The sequence below is a fragment of the Schwartzia succinivorans DSM 10502 genome, from assembly GCF_900129225.1.
Classification (GTDB): domain Bacteria; phylum Bacillota; class Negativicutes; order Selenomonadales; family Selenomonadaceae; genus Schwartzia; species Schwartzia succinivorans.
Genome location: NZ_FQUG01000003.1, coordinates 385,557 through 405,387 on the forward strand (window position 1 = coordinate 385,557; position 19,831 = coordinate 405,387).

At 43.9% G+C, this 19,831-nt stretch carries 17 protein-coding genes, 1 tRNA gene, 1 rRNA gene, 1 other RNA gene and 1 riboswitch; all 20 genes read left to right on the forward strand.

Annotated features, from left to right (window positions below; translation table 11 throughout):
- Positions 1-5 precede the first annotated feature (5 nt).
- Positions 6-1,760, forward strand: coding sequence for an AIPR family protein (locus tag BUA83_RS04775; RefSeq protein ID WP_200795976.1), 1,755 nt, complete (start codon positions 6-8; stop codon positions 1,758-1,760).
- Positions 1,761-1,776: 16 nt separating this feature from the next.
- A complete protein-coding gene (locus tag BUA83_RS04780) occupies positions 1,777-3,363 on the forward strand; it encodes a DNA cytosine methyltransferase (protein WP_072935095.1) in 1,587 nt (528 codons plus the stop codon).
- A 129-nt stretch (positions 3,364-3,492) separates the two neighbouring features.
- Positions 3,493-3,918, forward strand: a complete 426-nt coding sequence (locus BUA83_RS04785; RefSeq protein ID WP_072935039.1) for a very short patch repair endonuclease — start codon at positions 3,493-3,495, stop codon at positions 3,916-3,918.
- 308 nt (positions 3,919-4,226) lie between these two features.
- The gene (locus BUA83_RS04790) at positions 4,227-5,504 is read left to right on the forward strand and encodes an ATP-binding protein (protein ID WP_072935040.1); all 1,278 of its coding nucleotides are present in this window, start codon (positions 4,227-4,229) and stop codon (positions 5,502-5,504) included.
- A 40-nt stretch (positions 5,505-5,544) separates the two neighbouring features.
- Positions 5,545-6,228, forward strand: coding sequence for a tRNA (adenine(22)-N(1))-methyltransferase (locus BUA83_RS04795; protein ID WP_072935041.1), 684 nt, complete (start codon positions 5,545-5,547; stop codon positions 6,226-6,228).
- Positions 6,222-7,343, forward strand: coding sequence for a Nif3-like dinuclear metal center hexameric protein (locus BUA83_RS04800; RefSeq protein ID WP_072935042.1), 1,122 nt, complete (start codon positions 6,222-6,224; stop codon positions 7,341-7,343). Before BUA83_RS04795 ends, BUA83_RS04800 begins: the two co-directional genes overlap by 7 nt.
- Positions 7,344-7,387: 44 nt before the next feature.
- An RNA gene (gene rnpB / locus BUA83_RS04805) (RNase P RNA component class A) lies at positions 7,388-7,738 on the forward strand.
- Between the two features lie 222 nt (positions 7,739-7,960).
- Positions 7,961-8,104: riboswitch (cyclic di-AMP (ydaO/yuaA leader) on the forward strand.
- 47 nt (positions 8,105-8,151) lie between these two features.
- On the forward strand, positions 8,152-8,772 hold the full coding sequence (locus BUA83_RS04810) for a C40 family peptidase (protein WP_407695183.1): 621 nt from the start codon (positions 8,152-8,154) through the stop codon (positions 8,770-8,772).
- A gap of 109 nt (positions 8,773-8,881) precedes the next feature.
- Positions 8,882-9,763, forward strand: a complete 882-nt coding sequence (gene rfbA / locus BUA83_RS04815; protein WP_072935044.1) for a glucose-1-phosphate thymidylyltransferase RfbA — start codon at positions 8,882-8,884, stop codon at positions 9,761-9,763.
- Between the two features lie 13 nt (positions 9,764-9,776).
- Positions 9,777-10,346, forward strand: a complete 570-nt coding sequence (gene rfbC, locus BUA83_RS04820; protein WP_072935045.1) for a dTDP-4-dehydrorhamnose 3,5-epimerase — start codon at positions 9,777-9,779, stop codon at positions 10,344-10,346.
- Positions 10,343-11,371, forward strand: coding sequence for a dTDP-glucose 4,6-dehydratase (rfbB, locus tag BUA83_RS04825; protein ID WP_072935046.1), 1,029 nt, complete (start codon positions 10,343-10,345; stop codon positions 11,369-11,371). Before rfbC ends, rfbB begins: the two co-directional genes overlap by 4 nt.
- 37 nt (positions 11,372-11,408) lie before the next feature.
- Positions 11,409-12,461 (forward strand): 16S rRNA (cytosine(1402)-N(4))-methyltransferase RsmH, encoded by a 1,053-nt coding sequence (rsmH, locus tag BUA83_RS04830; RefSeq protein ID WP_072935096.1) that lies wholly within the window; start codon positions 11,409-11,411, stop codon positions 12,459-12,461.
- Between the two features lie 55 nt (positions 12,462-12,516).
- Positions 12,517-12,592: transfer RNA gene (locus tag BUA83_RS04835), tRNA-Ala, on the forward strand.
- Between the two features lie 280 nt (positions 12,593-12,872).
- Positions 12,873-13,655, forward strand: coding sequence for an adenosylmethionine decarboxylase (gene speD / locus BUA83_RS04840; RefSeq protein WP_072935047.1), 783 nt, complete (start codon positions 12,873-12,875; stop codon positions 13,653-13,655).
- Positions 13,656-13,735: 80 nt separating this feature from the next.
- A complete protein-coding gene (locus BUA83_RS04845) occupies positions 13,736-15,196 on the forward strand; it encodes an aminotransferase class I/II-fold pyridoxal phosphate-dependent enzyme (protein ID WP_072935048.1) in 1,461 nt (486 codons plus the stop codon).
- Positions 15,196-16,047, forward strand: a complete 852-nt coding sequence (gene speE, locus BUA83_RS04850) for a polyamine aminopropyltransferase (protein ID WP_072935097.1) — start codon at positions 15,196-15,198, stop codon at positions 16,045-16,047. Before BUA83_RS04845 ends, speE begins: the two co-directional genes overlap by 1 nt.
- Complete coding sequence (gene speB, locus BUA83_RS04855) at positions 16,037-16,921, forward strand: agmatinase (protein WP_072935049.1); 885 nt, start codon at positions 16,037-16,039, stop codon at positions 16,919-16,921. The genes speE and speB overlap by 11 nt, the downstream gene beginning before the upstream one ends.
- 19 nt (positions 16,922-16,940) lie before the next feature.
- Complete coding sequence (locus BUA83_RS04860; RefSeq protein WP_072935050.1) at positions 16,941-18,140, forward strand: saccharopine dehydrogenase family protein; 1,200 nt, start codon at positions 16,941-16,943, stop codon at positions 18,138-18,140.
- A 94-nt stretch (positions 18,141-18,234) separates the two neighbouring features.
- Complete coding sequence (nspC, locus tag BUA83_RS04865) at positions 18,235-19,365, forward strand: carboxynorspermidine decarboxylase (RefSeq protein WP_072935098.1); 1,131 nt, start codon at positions 18,235-18,237, stop codon at positions 19,363-19,365.
- A gap of 319 nt (positions 19,366-19,684) precedes the next feature.
- Positions 19,685-19,831, forward strand: a 16S ribosomal RNA gene (locus BUA83_RS04870); the annotation flags it as partial.

Sequence of the window (19,831 nt, forward strand, 5' to 3'; positions counted from 1 at the left end):
ATCTGATGGATCAAAAACTGCAACAATTCTATAATGAGTTCAATGATGAAGTAAAGCAGTATATGGTGAATCATGAAAAAACAACAATAAATTATGCCTTTAAGGAGGTGTTTTTGTCGTACTTAGCTGAACATGAGGTTTCAACACTTGCGGATACAAATATTTTGGAATTTAAAAAAGAATCGGAAAATATCAAGATGGATGGGTATTCATATAACGACTATTTCCATTCATTAACCATATTAGTGAGCAAATTTAATCCCAAACAAACTCCAGATATGCTTTGGAAAAAAGATATTGACAAATACGTGAAAAAGGCAGTTAAGTTTTTAAAAACCTGTGACACGGATGTATTCGAAGAACTAGAACCTACAAGCGATGGATATCAAGCATTTGAAGCAATTCGAGCTATTTCTAGAGAAATAGAAAATGTAAATGTTGTATTTATTACAAATGATTTGGCAAAAAATTATGTGCCTGATGATATGAAGTATCGGCAGATTCCGATAAAATTTGATGTTTATGATATTGAGCGGCTGTATCATATAATTCTGTCCGGAGATACGGAATACAAGCCTTTGGTTATTAGATTTAAATCTAAATATAAGCAGACACTGAAAATGATAAAGGTTCCTTGTGAGAATTCTGTTTATGATTGTTATGTAGGAGTGATTCCAGGAGAGTTACTAGCAAATATATATAAAGATGAGGGACAGGATTTAATACAAAAAAATGTTCGTTCATACTTACAGGCAACTGGTAAAGTAAATAAAGGGATTAAAACTTCATTAGCATATGAGCCGGAAATGTTTATGGCATACAACAATGGAATATCTACGATTGCGGAATCTATTGAAATTGAAGATGACAAATCAGATTCGTTGGTCGTGCGTATAAAAGAAGTTACAGGCTGGCAGATTGTTAACGGTGGACAGACTACTGCGTCGATTTATAATGCTTTACAAAACAAACTTGACCTCGAACAAGTTTATGTACAAGTGAAACTTTCTGTGATAAAAGACAGTGAAAAATCTGTTGATATTGCAGCTAATATTTCTAAATATGCAAACAGTCAAAACAAAATAAACATGTCTGATTTTAATGCAAATGACGAATATCATATAAAAATGGAGCAGATTTCAAGGCGTACATTTATCCCTGTCGAGCGTGGAAAAGAAACAGAGCAGTGGTTCTATGAGAGAGCCCGAGGTCAATATATGGTCGAACTTAATAGACAGCCAACGGCAACGGCTAAGAAAAATTTTAAAGAACGGATTCCTAAAAAAAGGTGTGTTTCTAAAACGGTAGCCGCAAAATGTATGATGGCCTATATGGGCTATCCACATTATGTGAGCAAAGGATTAGAAACGAACTTTGTGATTTTTTCGGATATGATAAAAAAAGGAGATATCCCAGAGCCATCGCAGCATTCATATATAGATATGATAGCAAAAGTTATTTTATTTCAAGTGTGCGATAAAATAGTGGCTGGATTGAATTTTGGCGGATATAAGGCGCAAATCAATTACTATACCATCGCGTTAGTAGGTAAATATTGCGATAAATTTTTGGACGTAGATTATATATGGAAAAATCAAATGATCACACCTAATTTAGCTCAAACGATAGAAGAATTAGCTATGAAGGTATGGACACACTTTCAAAATCCGTTGATTAAAGGAATAAATGTAACTCAATGGTGCAAGAAAGAGGAATGTTGGGAATTATTGAAATCTAGATATGAAAATGATGAATTATAAAAATGCGAAGGTAGATATGGATAAGTTAAAAGTCATAGATTTGTTTGCTGGAGCTGGTGGACTAAGTTTGGGATTCAGACAAACGGGAAAATTTGAAATCAAGGCAGCTGTAGAAAAAAATGCTAATGCTAGAATAACGTATAAGAATAATTTCAACGAAGTTGAGCTGTATGAAGATATTACAGATGTAGATTTTACAAGGTTTAATGAAAAATATGGAAAAATAGATGTTGTGATAGGAGGCCCTCCTTGTCAAGGATTTAGTAATGCCAATAGGCAGCATAATCAAGCTATTAATTTAAATAATAAATTGGTGAAAGAATATATTCGTGCGATACTGCAGATTCAGCCCGAAGCGTTTGTTATGGAAAATGTTGGCATGCTGAAATCAGATGTGCATCGTTTCTACATTGAAAAAATGGACGAGTCCAATGTTGAGAAATATCATATACCGACTAAAGCGGATTGTATCTATTTATTGGATGAAAAATGGAAGTTTGAAGGTGTTTTAGAGCTTCTGAGAAACGAAGCAGATGTAAAAAACAATCTCTGGAAGGAGGATTTGTTTAGAAAAATTAACATAATTTATAAGGCGAGAAATAATAAAGAAAAAATGGAAAAGGCATTAAATAGGTACTTGAACCAAATAAAAAAGTTGCTTGTCAAAAGAACTGAGCTGCCCAACCAGCATGTAAATCAAATAAGCGAAAAAGTATTTTATATGTTGGAGCAATATACATATAAAGACGCCTTAGAAGAATTTATTTCAGCGTTAGAGGAAGCATTAGCAATACAAAAAATGTTAATATATGCTGAAGAGATTTATGTTAATGGAATACGAGAAGTGTTTGATGACTGTAAAAATATTGTTGCAAATGTTAAATCATGTGCTGTTTATGATTATTTAATCTCGGTATTGGGAGCAAATGACAATGGGTATGCTATTAACAATGGGATACTTGCCGCAGTTGAATATGGTATTCCTCAGAAACGAAGACGTTTCGTAATCATTGGTATTAAGAAAAAGTATACTAATATTGTAGAAATGCCAGTACCAGATGAAAATGTTACCATGACAAATGTTTACGATGCATTAGCAGATTTAAAGAATGTTCCAGTACACTATTCTGTTGAGGATGATGAGAATGGTTCAAGAATTTCTTATAAAGATCTTGCAAGTGTTAATAAACTTTTAGAGTTAAGAAGTAAAACTGGACAAGTATACAATCATATAGTGCCGAGAACGCGAGAAACAGCCCTTCGCAGGTTTCGGGCAATCAAACCAGGTGAAAATTTTCATGCGCTGTCAAAAGAAATGAAAGAAGACACTTATACTAATGTTGAAAGAACGCAAAATACTGTATATTGCCGATTAAAGTATGAGGAACCATCTGGGACAGTTATTAATGTTAGGAAGTCTATGTGGATTCACCCTGAATTAGACAGAGCTGTTTCAATTAGAGAAGCGGCTCGTTTGCAAACATTTCCAGATTCATTCAGGTTTTATGGACCTAAGGATTCTGAATATCAACAAGTTGGAAATGCTGTTCCACCAATGCTTGCACGGATAATAGCAAAAAAAATACTTGACTATATTGATTAAATTGAATATCTCAATCATGTGTGTTGCTGAAATTCTGTGCTTTTTAGTTGTATTGCATATAATTGATTGAATTGGCTGGCCAATGTAAATTGGTTTGATTACTGTAAGCAAGTGGTAAGAGGTGCTGCCATGGATGATATGACTCCCGAACAACGCAGGAAGAATATGCAGCATATTCGGTCAAAAGATACATCTATCGAAATAAAGCTGCGAACCGCGTTGTGGCATAAAGGGATCCGATATCGAAAAAACTACAAGGGCTTAATTGGAAAACCCGATATTGTTATTACAAAATATAAAATTGCGGTTTTCTGTGACAGTTCGTTTTGGCACGGAAAAGATTTTGATAAAAAGAAGCCCGTTGCTACTAACAGCGAGTATTGGAGCGCTAAAATTAGACGCAATATAAAGCGTGATGATGAAGTTACTCAGTTGTTGAATGCGAATGGATGGACTGTGCTTCGCTTTTGGGATGAGGACATAAATAAACATTTGAATGAATGCGTTAAGACCGTGGAAGAAGCAATTCTTGATGTTACCGTACAAGGTATATGATTTTTGAGGAATACTTTATCCGATTTTGCGCGGTGTGTCTAGTTAAAATAGGCATCTTAGAAATGATGAAAGTCTTTCTAAGGTGCTTTTGTTTTGCAGTTTTCAACGATAATGCAACGATTCTGAAATCGTTTGTACTTTGGAATAGAATGGTGTTTCGAATTGACATCTAAATCATTAGGTATGTTCACGCCAAATGGATAAGTAAAATTGCGCCAAATGCATAATTAAAATTAAGCCAAATGGATAAGTGAAATTGCGCCAAATGGATAAGTTGTGCTATAATTGCCCTAAATGGAGGGATTGTCATGGCAAAGAAGTATATGCCAAGACTGGCAGATAAGCTGTTGGCGATGCACTTGGCCAGTAAAGGTGCTGTGCTTGTCAGAGGCGCAAAATGGTGTGGAAAAACTACTACTGCGCTGCAGGCAGCACAGAGTGTTATTTTTATGCAGGATCCTGATAATAAGGCGCAATATTTGGAGCTGTCTGTATTAAAGCCGTCACGGTTATTGCAGGGGGATACACCTCATTTGATAGATGAATGGCAGATTGCACCACAGCTGTGGGATGCTGTTCGTTTTGCTGTCGATCAGAGGGGGGCATTTGGTCAGTTCATTATGACAGGCTCAGCTGTGCCACCTGATACTTCACAGGTAACTCATACGGGAACCGGGCGTATTGCTAATTTGACTATGCGTCCTATGACGTTGTATGAATCAGGTGAATCATCCGGAGAGGTGTCACTGAAAGCACTGTTTGAAAATGCGCATGATGTTGACGGTGAAAATGAGTTAGATATTGATGATATAGCTTATTTAATATGCCGTGGTGGATGGCCTCAGGCTTTGGGGTGTCCTAAGGATATAGCTTTGCGTCAGGCTATTGATTATTTTGATACAGTTGTGGAAGGTGATATTTCCCGCGTTGATGGAAAAAAACGCAGCGGTGATTATACTAAAAGACTGCTTCGGGCGTATGCGCGTGCTGTGGGTTCACAGGCAAGTATCAATTCTTTGGCATCAGATATGGCGGTAAATGAGGAAACGACTCTTTCGAGTGTTACTGTAAGTGATTATATAAATGCATTAAAACAAATATATGTGATTGAAAATTCGCTGGCTTGGAATCCAAATTTGCGTTCTAAGGCAGCTATACGCACGTCAGACACAAGGTATTTTGTCGACCCGTCTATTGGTGCGGCTGCTTTGGGAATAGGACCAAATGATTTAATTAATGATTTGAATACTATGGGGTTGTTTTTTGAAAATATGTGCATAAGGGAGCTACGGACTTATGCAGAGGTTCTTGATGGACAGGTGTATCATTATCGTGATAAAAACGGGTTGGAATGTGATGCGGTCATTCATCTGAGAAATGGTGAATATGGTCTTATTGAAATAAAGCTTGGCGGTGAGGACGCTGTGGATAAAGGGGCTTCTACTTTAGCTGCTCTTGCTGAGAGTATTGATACAACACGTATGAAATCCCCCGCATTTTGTATGGTATTAACTGGGATGGGCAAATTCGCATATAAGCGGAAGGATGGAATTTTTGTTGTTCCTGTAGGGTGCTTGCGTGACTGATTAGTGCAAGCATGCGTCAAATTTGAAAGAGGAGTGCATTATGGAGAAATTGGATGACAGGTTGAGGGCGGTTGCTTCGTTTGTGCCTGCAGGGGCGCGTGTGGCGGATGTAGGCTCTGACCATGCTTATTTGGCGATGTATCTTTTTACTGATGGCGGCGCGGATTTCGTAATAGCTACGGATAAAAACGAGGGACCGTGTGAGGCGGCGCGGGCGACTTTGCGTTCAGCAGGTCTTTTGGAGAAGATTCCCGTCCGCTGTGGTGACGGACTCATGGCTTTGGAGCCCGGTGAGGTGGATTATGTTTGTATTGCGGGTATGGGCGGCGAGCTTATTGCGCATATCCTGAATGCGGCACCGTCTGTGTTCGGAAGGTTGAAACGGGTGGTTTTGCAGCCGATGAATGATGCGCCGATGCTTCGCGCGTGGCTTTATAAGAACGGCTGGCATGTCGCAGATGAGAGCCTGGCCGAGGTGGACGGACGGCTTTATGAAATAATTGCGGCGGAGCCGGGTACAGAGGCTGTGCCTGAGCCTGTGCTGCTTGAGCTGGGGCCTGTGCTGTGCAGCAGGAAGCCTGAGCTGTATACAAGGCATGTGGAGGAACGGATTGCGAAGTATCAGCGTATTCTGGATGGGCTTAGGAGAAGCGGTCATCCTGATATTGAGCGGATTCGTGAGATAGGTGCGAAAATCAGGGAGATGGAGGGAAAACAATGGTGAAGTGTCAGGTAGTCATGGATGCCATGGAGAGGCTGGCTCCAAAAAAATTAGCTGAAGACTGGGATAATCCTGGGCTGTTGGTTGGCAGTCCTTCACAGGAGGTAAATAAGGTTCTTGTCTGCCTTGATGTGCGGGATGATGTTATCGACCGCGCGGTTGAGGGCGGTTATGATATGATTGTTTCTCATCATCCTTTGATTTTCAGGTCGATGAAGAAGATTCGTACTGATTTGCCTGACGGAAGGAAGCTGGCAAGGCTTTTGAAGCATGATATTGCTGTTTTTGCGGCGCATACGAATCTGGATATTGCCCGGGGCGGAGTTAATGATGTGCTGGCGGAAAGGTGCGGTCTTGGCGAACTGCAGCCTTTTGATACAACGGGGGAAGAGAAGCTGGTGAAGCTGGCTGTGTATGTTCCGAGGGATTATGCGGATGCTGTGCGTGATGCGATTTTTTCTGCAGGGGCAGGTCATATCGGGAATTACAGCGAGTGCAGTTTTAATGTTGATGGAAAGGGTACATTCAAGCCTCTTGAGGGGACTCATCCTTTTATCGGGACAGAGGGTACACGCGAGGCTGTGGATGAGGTGCGTATAGAGACGATTTTCCCTTCGATGCTTCAGGGGAAGGTTGTGCGGGAGCTGGTAAAGGCTCATCCGTACGAGGAGCCTGCGTATGATTTGTATCCGCTGGCAAATAAGGGAGCTGTGTATAGTCTGGGAAGGATTGGCTCTGTGGAAGCTCCTGTAACTTTGGATGTTTTTGCGGCACGGGTGAAGGAGGGCCTTGGGGCTGATTCGATTCGTGTTGTGAGGGCAGGTGAGCGTCTGATAAAGAAGGCCGCGCTCTGCAGCGGAAGCGGTGCGGAGTTTATTGAGAAGGCGGCTTTTATGGGTTGTGATGTTTATATTACCGGGGATGTGCGTTATCATGATGCGCAGCGTGCTGTTGAGCTGGGTATTCATGTGGTTGATGCCGGGCATTTTCCAACGGAGCAGCCTGTTGTGCCTGTGGTGGCCGGGTATCTTCGTGATGAGCTTGGGAAGGTGCGCGGAGGAAAGGATGTAGAGGTTGCTGCAGATGATATGCTGAAGGATTTTTTTAGTTTTATGTAATTTTTGTTGCCGTATTTTAACGAAGGCGCTATAATTTATACTTGCGAGTATGAAAGGCAATCGCTGGTGTCCTTGAGGCACTTGAGGAAAGTCCGGGCTCCACAGGGCAGCGTGCTGGATAACGTCCAGCAAGGGTGACCTTCGGGAAAGTGTCATAGAAAAGAAAACCGCCGGGCAACCGGTAAGGGTGGAAAGGTGCGGTAAGAGCGCACCAGCAGTCAGGTGACTGGCTGGCTTGATAAACCCCACGCGGAGCAAGACCAAATAGGGAAGGGATGATGCGGCCCGCGGAACCTTCCGGGTTGAGTCGCTTGAGCTTGCAGGTAACTGTAAGTCCAGATAAATGATTGCTGCCGCTTTGCGGTACAGAACTCGGCTTATTGAGTACTCGCACGATTTTTACAGCTGTCTGTTTTTGCAGGCAGCTTTTTTGTTTTTGGGGCATGATGATATGATTTGTTGATTATAGTCTGATGCGATATTTATTATTCCTTGATTTTCTACGCAAACAGGTATGTCCATGTGTAAATTTTTTTCTCAAAAAGCAGGAATTTTATTCAATAAAGGCGTATAATATATATCGTGAGTTTGGATTGTGCATTTTTATGATGCATAAATCCCATATAAAGCCGAGTCCAGCTCAGGAGCGGGGGAACCAAGTTTTTGGGGTGAATGTTGTTTTTTCTTTGTTGAATTGACATGGGTGGTCTTCTCTACCCTAACCCGGCAGCTAACCTCGTAGGCGAATAGAGAGAGGAGTGGCTTTTTGAGTAAAGCAGTACGTATTCTTTTTGTTTCGTTGCTTTGCATGTGCTGCTTTTCCGTGGTGAGTGCAGAGTCATTCAGCGTGGGAGATCAGGGGAATGATGTCGCTGAGATTCAGGGTGCTCTGGCTGATCTGGGGTTTGATGTGGTCGCCGATGGTGACTATGGCCCGGGTACAGTCGCTGCAGTTAAGGAATTTCAGGCCTCACATGGGATGGAGGTAGACGGCCAGGTCGGACCTTCTACTTACTCGGCTTTGCTGGGTAAGAGTATGCCGGAGGTAAGCCGCGGATCCAATTATTACTACCGTCGTATCGTTCAGACGGCGATGGAGTATATTGGTGTACCGTACGTGTTCGGAGGGACTTCTCCAAGCGGTTTTGACTGCTCGGGTTATGTCCGTTATGTTTTTGCTCATGCAGGTATTTATCTGCCGCGCATGGCTGACGAACAGTACGAGGTCGGAACTCCTGTTGCGATGAGCAATCTTCGCACGGGCGATTTGGTTTTCTTTTCAACGTATGATTACGGAGCATCTCATGTTGGCATCTATCTGAGCAACGGAAACTTCATCAACGCTTCATCGAGCCGCGGCGTTGCAATTGACTCACTGTACAGTGAGTATTGGGGCGGCTGCTACATCGGTGCGCGTCGGGTAATGTAAATTTTCGGGAGGCTGTTTCGGCCTCCTCTTTTTTTATGTTGGCGTATTGCAGGATATATAAGCTTTTCGTAGAATATTTATATAGATTTACGATAACGGAGGTTGCGTGATGATAAGGAAAGGTATTATTTTGGCCGGCGGGTCGGGTACCAGGCTGTATCCTTTGACCAAGGTTGTGTCAAAGCAGCTTATGCCTGTGTATGATAAGCCAATGATTTATTACCCTCTTTCGACTTTGATGCTTGCAGGTATTGATGATATTCTGGTTATTACTACTCCCCGTGACAGTCAGAGCTTTCGTGAGCTTTTGGGAGACGGCAGTCAGTGGGGGATTTCGATTTCCTATGAGGTTCAGCCGAGTCCTGACGGACTGGCGCAGGCTTTTTTGATTGGCGAGAGGTTCATAGACGGAGAGGGCTGCGCGCTTGTTCTCGGTGATAATATTTTTTATGGTTCTGATTTGGCTGTGGCTATGCAGAACGCAGCGTCGAAGGATGACGGTGCAACGGTTTTCGCGTATTATGTTGCGGATCCTGAGCGGTATGGCGTTGTTGAGTTTGACAAGGACGGAAAGGCTTTGAGTCTTGAGGAAAAGCCTGAAAATCCGCGGTCCAATTATGCGGTTACAGGTCTTTATTTCTACGATTCGGATATTGTGGAGGTTGCCCGTTCCGTGAAGCCGTCTGCCAGAGGCGAGCTTGAGATTACTGATGTTAATAAGACGTATCTTGAGGCAGGTAAGCTCCGTGTGGAGAAGATGCGCCGCGGTTACGCCTGGCTTGATACGGGTACTCATGAGTCGCTGATGCAGGCGGCAGGGTTTGTCCAGACGATTCAGGCCCGCCAGGGACTTAAAATCGCATGTGTAGAAGAGATTGCATACCGTATGGGACGAATCAGCGCAGAGCAGGTACAGAAGCTGGCTGAGCCGCTGAAGAAGAATGAATACGGTCAGTATTTGATGCAGATGATTAGTGAAAAGGGATATTGAGGGGGACGTCGTTTTGAATATAGAAGAGACAAGCTTAAAGGGTGTTTATGTGATTACTCCTCAGGTTTTTGGAGATGCCCGTGGCTGGTTTATGGAGAGCTGGTCACAGCGCAAAATGGAGGAAGCAGGTATTTTTGTTGATTTTGTTCAGGATAATCATTCTTTTTCCGCGCAGAAGGGGACTCTCCGGGGACTTCATTATCAGCTGAATCCCATGAGTCAGGCTAAGCTTATCCGCTGCACCCGGGGAGAGCTGCTTGATGTTGCTGTGGATATCCGCAAGGGTTCGCCTCAGTACGGAAAGTGGGTCAGTGTAAGGCTTTCCGCTGAGAATAAAAAGCAGATTTTTATACCCCGCGGTTTTGCGCACGGGTTTATTACGCTGACGGATAATGTGGAGGTTCAGTATAAGGCGGATAATTATTACGCGCCTGAATGCGATGGAAATATCCGCTGGAATGATCCGCAGATTGGTATTGACTGGGAGCTTGAGCCGATTATTTTGTCGGATAAGGATGAGAAGGCACCGCTTCTGAGTGAGAGAACGAATTTGAATTTTGTCTATGAGGAGGCAAAAGAATGAATATTGTTGTCACAGGCGGAGCAGGGTTCATAGGAAGTAATTTTGTATATTATGAGCTGGAGCATCATCCTGAGGATACTATTATCTGCTATGATGCGCTGACGTATGCCGGGAATCTTGAAACACTTCAGGAAGCAGAGAAAAATCCGAAATTCAGGTTTATTCATGCGGATATAGCTGACCGTCAGGCTGTCTACGATATGTTTGAGAAAGAGAAGCCTGATATTATCGTGAATTTTGCGGCGGAGAGCCATGTTGACCGCTCTATTGAGAATCCTGAGCAGTTTTTGAAAACGAATTTCATGGGTACGGGCGTTCTTCTGGATGCGTGCAGGAAGTACGGGATACAGAGGTATCATCAGGTTTCTACTGATGAGGTGTATGGCGATTTGCCTCTGGACCGTCCTGATTTGTTTTTTACGGAGACAACGAATCTGCACACCTCCAGTCCGTATTCTGCATCGAAGGCATCGGCGGATTTGCTTGTGATGTCGTATCACAGGACGTACGGGGTTCCTGCAAGTATATCCAGATGCTCGAACAATTACGGGCCGTTTCATTTCCCGGAGAAGCTGATTCCGCTGATGATTATCAATGCGCTCAATGACAAGAAGCTGCCGGTTTACGGCACAGGTGAAAATGTGCGTGACTGGCTCTATGTAGAGGATCACTGCTCTGCTATTGATTTGATTCTTCGCAAGGGAAAGGCCGGAGATTTGTTTAATATCGGCGGACACAATGAGAAGCAGAATATTGAGGTTGTGAAAATCATTCTGAAGGCTCTCGGGAAACCTGAGTCCCTGATTGAGTATGTCGCCGACAGAAAAGGTCATGACCGCCGCTATGCGATTGACCCTACTAAGATTCGTGAGGCGCTCGGGTGGGAGCCTGAAACCCGTTTTGAGACAGGAATACAAAAGACGATAGAATGGTATCTGACGCATAAGGACTGGTGGCAGCATATCATCAGCGGCGAGTATATGCAGTATTATGACCGTATGTACGGAAACCGTGGCAAGGCATAAGCGTTAATCGGGTGGAAGGATTGATTTTGTTTTGACTGTGCAAAAGGGCGATGGAGTACATCATCGGCGGCCTCATTATTCAGGAAAGTATCCGCGTAATTTTGCTGAAAAATATAAGGAGCTTAATCCTGAGAAATACGGGGATGAGATAGAAAAGATAATTCAAAAGGGAAGCACTCCTGCAGGCATGCACATTCCTATTATGGTAAATGAGATTTTGGATGTTCTGCGGATACAGCCGGGAATGCAGGGCTTTGATGCGACACTGGGCTATGGAGGGCACACGCAGCGTATGCTGGAGTGTCTGCATGGTAAAGGTCATCTTTATGCGGGCGATGTTGACCCCATTGAGATAAAGAAAACTACTCAGCGTCTGCAGGCTCTGGGCTATGGTGATGAAATTCTGACTGTAAAGCAGATGAATTTTTCTGAGCTTTATTTGCTTGCTGAGCAGGTGGGAAAGTTTGATTTTATTCTGGCTGACCTTGGTGTATCGTCCATGCAGATAGACAATCCCGAGAGGGGCTTTTCGTATAAAACGGATGGGCCTCTGGATTTGCGTTTGAATCCTGAAAAGGGGCAGTCGGCAGCAGAGTATCTTGAAGGACTGGAGCAGGATGAGATAGCGGCGGTTCTTGAGGAAAATTCGGATGAGCCTTATGCGGATGCGATTGCGAAGCAGATTATCCGCGAGGAAAAGCGCGGAAGGATTGAAACTACGCGCGGGCTGTATGAGGTCGTTGAGAAGGCACTCATACAGGCAAAGGTGCCGAAGGCAGAGCTGCGTGATGCTGTAAAGAAGTCATGTGCAAGGACATTTCAGGCTCTTCGGATAGAGGTCAATCAGGAGTTTGAAGTGCTGTATGATTTTTTGGCGCATCTGCCTGAGGTTTTGAATCCCGGAGGACGGGCTGCGATACTGACTTTTCATTCCGGCGAGGACCGCATGGTGAAGCAGGCATTCCGTGAACACTATAGGGAGGGACTGTACAGCGATTATTCAAAGCAGGTGATACGTCCCTCAAAGGAAGAATGCTTCCAAAATCCCCGGGCACATTCTACTAAACTGCGGTGGGCAGAAAAGTCGTGAACGCAGGTATTGCATTTGTCGGATAATCCATATATACTATGAAGCGTAGATTTTCGGGGGCGTAGCTCAGCTGGGAGAGCGCCTGCATGGCATGCAGGAGGTCAGGGGTTCGATCCCCCTCGTCTCCACCATGAAATTATAATCCCGCAAGCCTTTACTGATAAGGTTTGCGGGATTTTTGCATTTTGAGGTAAGTGGGCGCAATTGTCCCGAAACAGGATTACTTTTTGCAATTTGGGAGCAGTTTGGGCGCAGTTTTTTTGCTTTATGATAAAATAAATGAACGTGACATAAATATATTTTCTTTTTTACTGTAATCATCGTTTTTGTTGCGTTTTCTTATTACTTTACTTATAATTATAGGCGTGTAAAGACAGCACGGTAATTGACATGGGAAAGGATGTATGTCGGTTGGAAGAAAAGCTCAAACTTTATGGCTTTAATAATCTGACGAAATCTTTGAGTTTCAATATATATGATATTTGCTATGCAAAGTCGCAGCGTGAACAAAGGGATTATATCAAGTATATTGATTCCCAGTACAACTCTGAGCGATTAACAAAGATTCTTTCGCGTGTCACTGAAATGATTGGCGCAAAGATATTAAATATTGCAAAGCAGGATTATGACCCTCAGGGCGCCAGCGTAACGCTTCTTATTGCTGAAGAGGCTGCTGTTACCAAGGGGACAAAGCTTCCGAAGCCTATGAGGGATGCTGTTGTTGCACATCTTGATAAGAGTCATGTAACGGTGCATACGTATCCTGAATATCATCCTGATACGAGTATAGCTACCTTTCGTGTAGATATTGATGTAGCAACATGCGGAACTATTACTCCGCTGAAAACGTTGGATTACCTTATCAGTAATTTTGATTCGGATATCATAACAATGGATTACCGTGTACGCGGTTTTACCCGCGATATTACAGGCAGGAAGCTGTTTATGGATCACGAGATGAGGTCTATTCAGGACTACATAAAGAAAGAGACGCTTGATGTTTATGATGCTATGGATATCAATATTTATCAGGCAAATCTTTTCCATACACGTATGCTCATAAAAGAGCTGGATTTGAAGAATTATCTGTTTAATACGGATATTTATGAGATTCCTCCGAAGACACGACTTGCAATCCACGACAGTCTTCGCAGGGAAATGATTGAGATTTTCAGTGGACGGAATGTTTATTGATGCAAAATAAAATCGGGCTGCAGGGGTTATTCGTGCGTGAATAATCCCTACAGGCAATAAAGGAGACATTTGAGCAGGGAATGAAAAATCTTTCTCAGGAGAGTGCGCCGATTCTTGAGGCGTTGGAAAAAATGAAGAGGCTGCGTCTTGTTCCGTTTGATGTACCGGGACATAAGCGCGGCAGGGGAAATCCGGAGTTAACAGAGTTTTTGGGCGAGAAGTGTCTTTCGGTTGATGTGAATTCAATGAAGATGCTTGATAATCTGTGCCATCCGGTTTCTGTTATCAGGGAAGCGGAGCAGCTTGCCGCCGAAGCATTTGGCGCAGCGCACGCTTTTTTTATGATTGGCGGAACTACTTCGGCTGTACAGACTATGATTCTGACGGCGTGTAAGCGCGGCGATAAGATAATTATGCCGCGAAATGTCCACCGAAGCGCAATCAATGCGCTGATTCTCTGTGGAGCAACGCCGATATATATTGATCCTGAAATGGATAAATCTCTGGGTATATCCTTGGGAATGAGCTACCGCGCAGTCGAGGAGGCAGTGAAGGCGAATCCCGATGCCAAGGCGATTTTGGTTAATAATCCTACATATTACGGGATATGCTCCAATGTTGAGGCTTTGGCAAAGCTTGCACATGAGCACGGTATGCTTCTTTTGGCAGATGAAGCGCATGGAACGCATTTTTATTTCCACGATAAGCTTCCTGCCGGAGCAATGACTGTCGGTGCAGATATGGCGGCGCTTTCAATGCATAAGTCGGGAGGCTCTTTGACGCAGAGTTCTATGCTTCTTATTGGACCGAATGTGTCTGAGGGCTATGTGCATCAGATTATAAATCTGACACAGACGACAAGCGGTTCGTATCTTTTGATGGCAAGTCTTGATATTTCCAGAAGAAACCTTGCTCTCCGGGGAAAAGAAATTTTTGACAAGGTAATAGAGATGGTTGAATACGCCCGTGAGGAGATTAATGCCATCGGTGATTATTATGCGTATTCACGGGAGCTGGTAAACGGCGATTCGATTTATGATTTTGATATTACGAAGCTGTCGATTTTTACAAGGTCTGTCGGCCTCGCAGGTATAGAGGTATATGACCTTTTGCGGGATGAGTATGATATTCAGACGGAGTTTGGAGATATAGCAAATATTTTAGCGTATATATCTGTCGGTGACCGTCCCAAGGATATTGAGCGTCTTGTTGCGGCTCTTTCCGAAATCCGGAGAAATTACCGCAAGGACCGTTCAGGTATGCTTGAGGCGGAATATATAAATCCGCAGGTATGCTGTCCGCCGCAGGAGGCTTTCTACGCTCCGAAGCGTTCGCTTCCGATTGCTGATACAGCAGGAAAGGTTTGCAGCGAGTTCGTTATGTGTTATCCTCCGGGAATACCTATTCTTGCTCCGGGAGAGCTGATAACGCCGCAGATTTTGGAATATATACGTTACGCCAAGAAGAAGGGCTGCTCTATGACAGGGCCTGAAGATATGGATATTGAACACCTGAATGTTATGGAAGGAAGCGGTAAATAATGGATTTATGGTTTACCGAGAATCACACGGAGAATGTCCGTTTTTCGATTAAGGTCGATAAGCAGTTATATACCGGACAGAGCGAGTTTCAAAGAATTGATATTTTTGATTCGGAGGAATTCGGCAGGGTGCTGGCGCTTGACGGGTATGTGATGCTGACTGAAAAGGACGAGTTCATGTATCATGAGATGATTGTTCATGTGCCTATGTGTGTTCATCCGAATCCGCGTAAGATTCTTGTTATCGGGGGCGGTGACGGAGGAACTGTCCGCGAGCTGGTAAAGTATTCGTCAGTTGAGTCTGTTGACCTGGTTGAGATTGATGAGGAGGTCGTAACGGCATGTAAGGAGTATCTGCCGCAGACAGCAGGCATGCTGGAGGATCCGCGTGTTAATACGCATTTTGAGGATGGCCTGAAGTTCATCCGTCATCATGAAAATGAGTATGACCTGATTATAGTGGATTCTACAGACCCCTTCGGTCCGGGGGAAGGACTGTTTACCAGAGAGTTCTACGGCAACTGTTATAAGGCGCTAACGGATGACGGAATAATGGTTAATCAGCATGAGAGCCCGTTTTATGCAAACGATGCTTATGCGATGCAGAGAGCACATAAGCAGATTGTTAATTCATTCCCTATAGCAAGGGTTTATCAGGCACATATTCCGACGTATCCTTCGGGGCATTGGCTCTTTGGGTTTGCATCAAAGAAATATCATCCGTATAATGATGTAGATTTTGAAAAATGGAAGAAGCTTGGGTTAAAATTGAAGTATTACAATACAAACCTTCATTCAGCTTCTTTTGCTTTGCCAACCTACGTAGAGGAGTTATTGAAAGATGTTGAATAAAAGTAAAAATGTTGAGACATTCCTTGGGTGTGATGCTAATTACGAGGATGCGCGTATTGTATTGTACGGCGCGCCGTTTGACTCGACTACATCTTATCGTCCGGGCACGCGTTTTGCCAGCCGCATGATGCGTGCTGAATCCTATGGTCTTGAGACGTACAGTCCTTATCAGGATCTGGATTTGGAGGATGCTGCTGTTTTTGACGGCGGTGATTTGGAGCTTTGCTTCGGTGATACACAGAAAGCATTGGATGATATCCATGACTTTGCGGCAGATATTTTGAAGGATAATAAATTGCCGCTCTTGATTGGCGGTGAGCATCTGGTATCTCTGCCGGCAATACAGGCGGTATATGAGAAATATCCTGACCTGTGTGTTATTCATTTTGATGCGCATACGGATTTGCGTGATGATTATCTGGGAGCTAAGCTCTCACATGCATCTGTAATCCGCAGGGTATGGGATTTTGTCGGAGACGGCAGAATCTGGCAGTTTGGCATCAGAAGCGGTGAGCGTGCAGAGTTTTACTGGGCGAAGGAGCATACTCATCTGCAGAAATTCAATTTCGATGGGTTGGAAAATGCTGTTGCGCAGCTGAAGGGAAAACCGGTATATCTGACAATAGATTTGGATGTGCTTGATCCTTCATGCTTCCCCGGGACAGGTACGCCTGAAGCGGGCGGCGTAACATTTATGCAGCTCTTTAATGCTATGCTTTCTATTATTCAGGGATGTCAGGTTGTCGGCTGTGACCTGGTTGAGCTTTCGCCTATGCTTGACGCCAGCGGGGCATCGACAGCCACAGCGCTGAAGGTTTTACGGGAAATGCTTCTGGGTTTGGAAAAGCCCTTTATTAAACCGGTACAAATTTGATTTAACGGAGGAATAAGAAATGGGAAAAGCTTTAATTATTGGCTGCGGCGGTGTCGCAAGTGTTGCAATTCATAAATGCTGTCAGAACAGCAGCGAGTTCAGCGAAATTTGCATTGCAAGCCGCACTAAGAGTAAGTGTGATGCTCTGAAGGCTAAGCTTGACGGAGGAAATACAAAGATTTCTACAGCTCAGGTTGATGCTGATAATGTAGATGAGCTTGTTACGCTTATCGAGAATTTCAAACCGGATGTAGTCCTTAATCTTGCTCTTCCGTATCAGGATTTGACGATTATGGATGCGTGCCTCAAGACAAAAACTCATTACGTTGATACTGCAAACTATGAGCCGCCTGAAACAGCACATTTTGAGTACAAGTGGCAGTGGGCATATCGTGACCGTTTCAAGGATGCAGGTATTACCGCGCTTCTCGGCAGCGGATTTGACCCGGGTGTTACGGGCGTATTCAGCGCTTATGCTGTAAAGCATGAATTTGATACTATCGAATATATTGATATTCTCGACTGCAACGCAGGCGACCACGGATATCCGTTTGCTACAAATTTCAATCCTGAAATCAACATCCGTGAGGTTTCGGCAAAAGGCAGCTATTGGGAAGACGGCAAGTGGGTGTACACGGAGCCTATGGAAATCAAGCGTGTGTATAACTTCCCGGAAATCGGCCCCAAGGACATGTATCTTCTCCATCATGAGGAGCTTGAATCTCTCGGACTCAATGTGCCGGGTATCAAACGTATCCGTTTCTTTATGACATTCGGACAGAGCTATCTGACGCATTTGAAATGTCTGGAGAATGTTGGAATGACTTCTATTGAACCAATTGATTTTGAGGGCAAGAAAATCATTCCGCTTCAGTTCCTGAAGGCAGTTCTGCCTGACCCGGCAAGCCTTGGCCCAAGAACCAAGGGTAAAACAAATATCGGCTGTATTTTCCAGGGCAAGAAGGACGGCAAGGATAAGAAGCTGTATATTTACAATGTCTGCGACCATCAGGAATGCTATAAAGAGGTCGGTTCACAGGCTATTTCCTATACAACCGGTGTTCCGGCAATGATTGGCGCGATGCTTGTTATGAACGGTACATGGAATAAACCGGGCGTGTACAATATCGAGGAATTTGACCCGGATCCATTTATGGATGCGCTGAACCGCTGGGGACTCCCGTGGAAGGTCAGCCGTGAACCGGAGCTGGTAGAATAAGAGTCAGGGCGCGGTTTTCCGCGCCCTTTTCTAAGGTTTCCTAAAAGGAGAAATAAAATTGAAGGTTATAAAAGGAGACTCTGTTCCACCGGGAATGGAGAAGGTTTGGGAGAGCGTGCCAACTCCGTCTTATATTGTCGATGAAAACAGGTTGAAGCATAATCTTGAGATTTTGGCCGAAGTAAAGCGCGATACAGGGTGTAAAATCCTGCTGGCTCAAAAGGCATTTTCAATGTTTCATTTTTATCCTATGATTGCGGAGTACCTGGATGGGAGTACGGCAAGCGGATTGTTTGAGGCGAAACTCGGGGCAGAGGAAATGCCGGGAGAGGTGCATGTTTTTTCCGCAGCGTACAAAGATGATGAATTTGAAGAAATAGCGAAGACTGCAGACCACATAGTATTCAACTCCTTTGCGCAGTGGAAAAAATATAAAAAGACGGCAATGGAAAACAACTGCGTGTGCGGACTACGTGTAAATCCTGAACATTCAACGCAGGATACACCGATTTATGATCCGTGCTCATCCGGCTCAAGGCTTGGTATCCGCGAGGCTGATTTCGATGAATCGGAGCTGGAGGGTATATCCGGACTTCATTTTCATACGCTCTGTGAGCAGGGAGCTGAACCGCTTGCGGAAACACTGGAAGTGTTTGAGAAGAAATTCGGAAAATATCTGCACAAGATGAAATGGGTAAATTTCGGCGGCGGTCATCATATAACCAGAGCTGACTATAATATGCCCATTCTGAAAAAATGTATTAAGCACATGATGGATACATACGGCGTTGAGGTGTACGTTGAGCCGGGTGAAGCTGTTGCATACCATGCAGGTGATTTGGTGAGCACTGTGCTTGATATCGTAAACGCAGATATTCCTGTGGCCATTTTGGATACGTCTGCCGCGTGTCACATGCCGGACGTAATCGAAATGCCGTATCGACCGCCCGTGTATGGAAGCGGAGAGAACGGAGAAAAGAAATATACTTATCGTCTGGCGGGGCCGACGTGCCTGGCAGGTGACATAATCGGAGAGTATTCATTTGACGAATCCCTGAAGGTGGGAGACCGTATAGTTTTCGGTGATATGGCGATATACTCTATGGTAAAAAATAATACCTTTAACGGCATGCCTCTGCCGGCGATTATTGCAGCAGACAGTAATGGCAAATGGAAGATTGTAAAAAAATTTGGCTACACAGATTTCAAGATGCGATTGTCGTGATTTTGTTTAGAAATTGTACCTGATGTATTGCCGTGTATTTGCGGCGATACGTCAGGTATTTTTTTATTTTAAAAATAAATTTGAAAAAGTGCTTGACGAAAATGTATACAAGAGGTAATATATAGAAGCTGACTCGTGCGGGGCACGATGAAGCACAAGGTGTTCCTTGAAAACTAAACAATGCAGAAATGAATCATCTATTGATTCAAGCCAGATGTCGGGCATGAAGCAAAGCTTCATGAACCAACAATTTCTAAAGAGAAAAGCGAAAGCTTTAGACTCAAAAGATTATAGAGAGCCAAACAGGTTCTTCAATAGTATATTGGAGAGTTTGATCCTGGCTCAGGACGAACGCTGGCGGCGTGCTTAACACATGCAAGTCGAACGGGGCGATTTAAAAGCTTGCTTTTGATGAGCCTAGTGGCAAACGGGTGAGTAACGCGTAGGCAACCTGCCCTCAGGATGG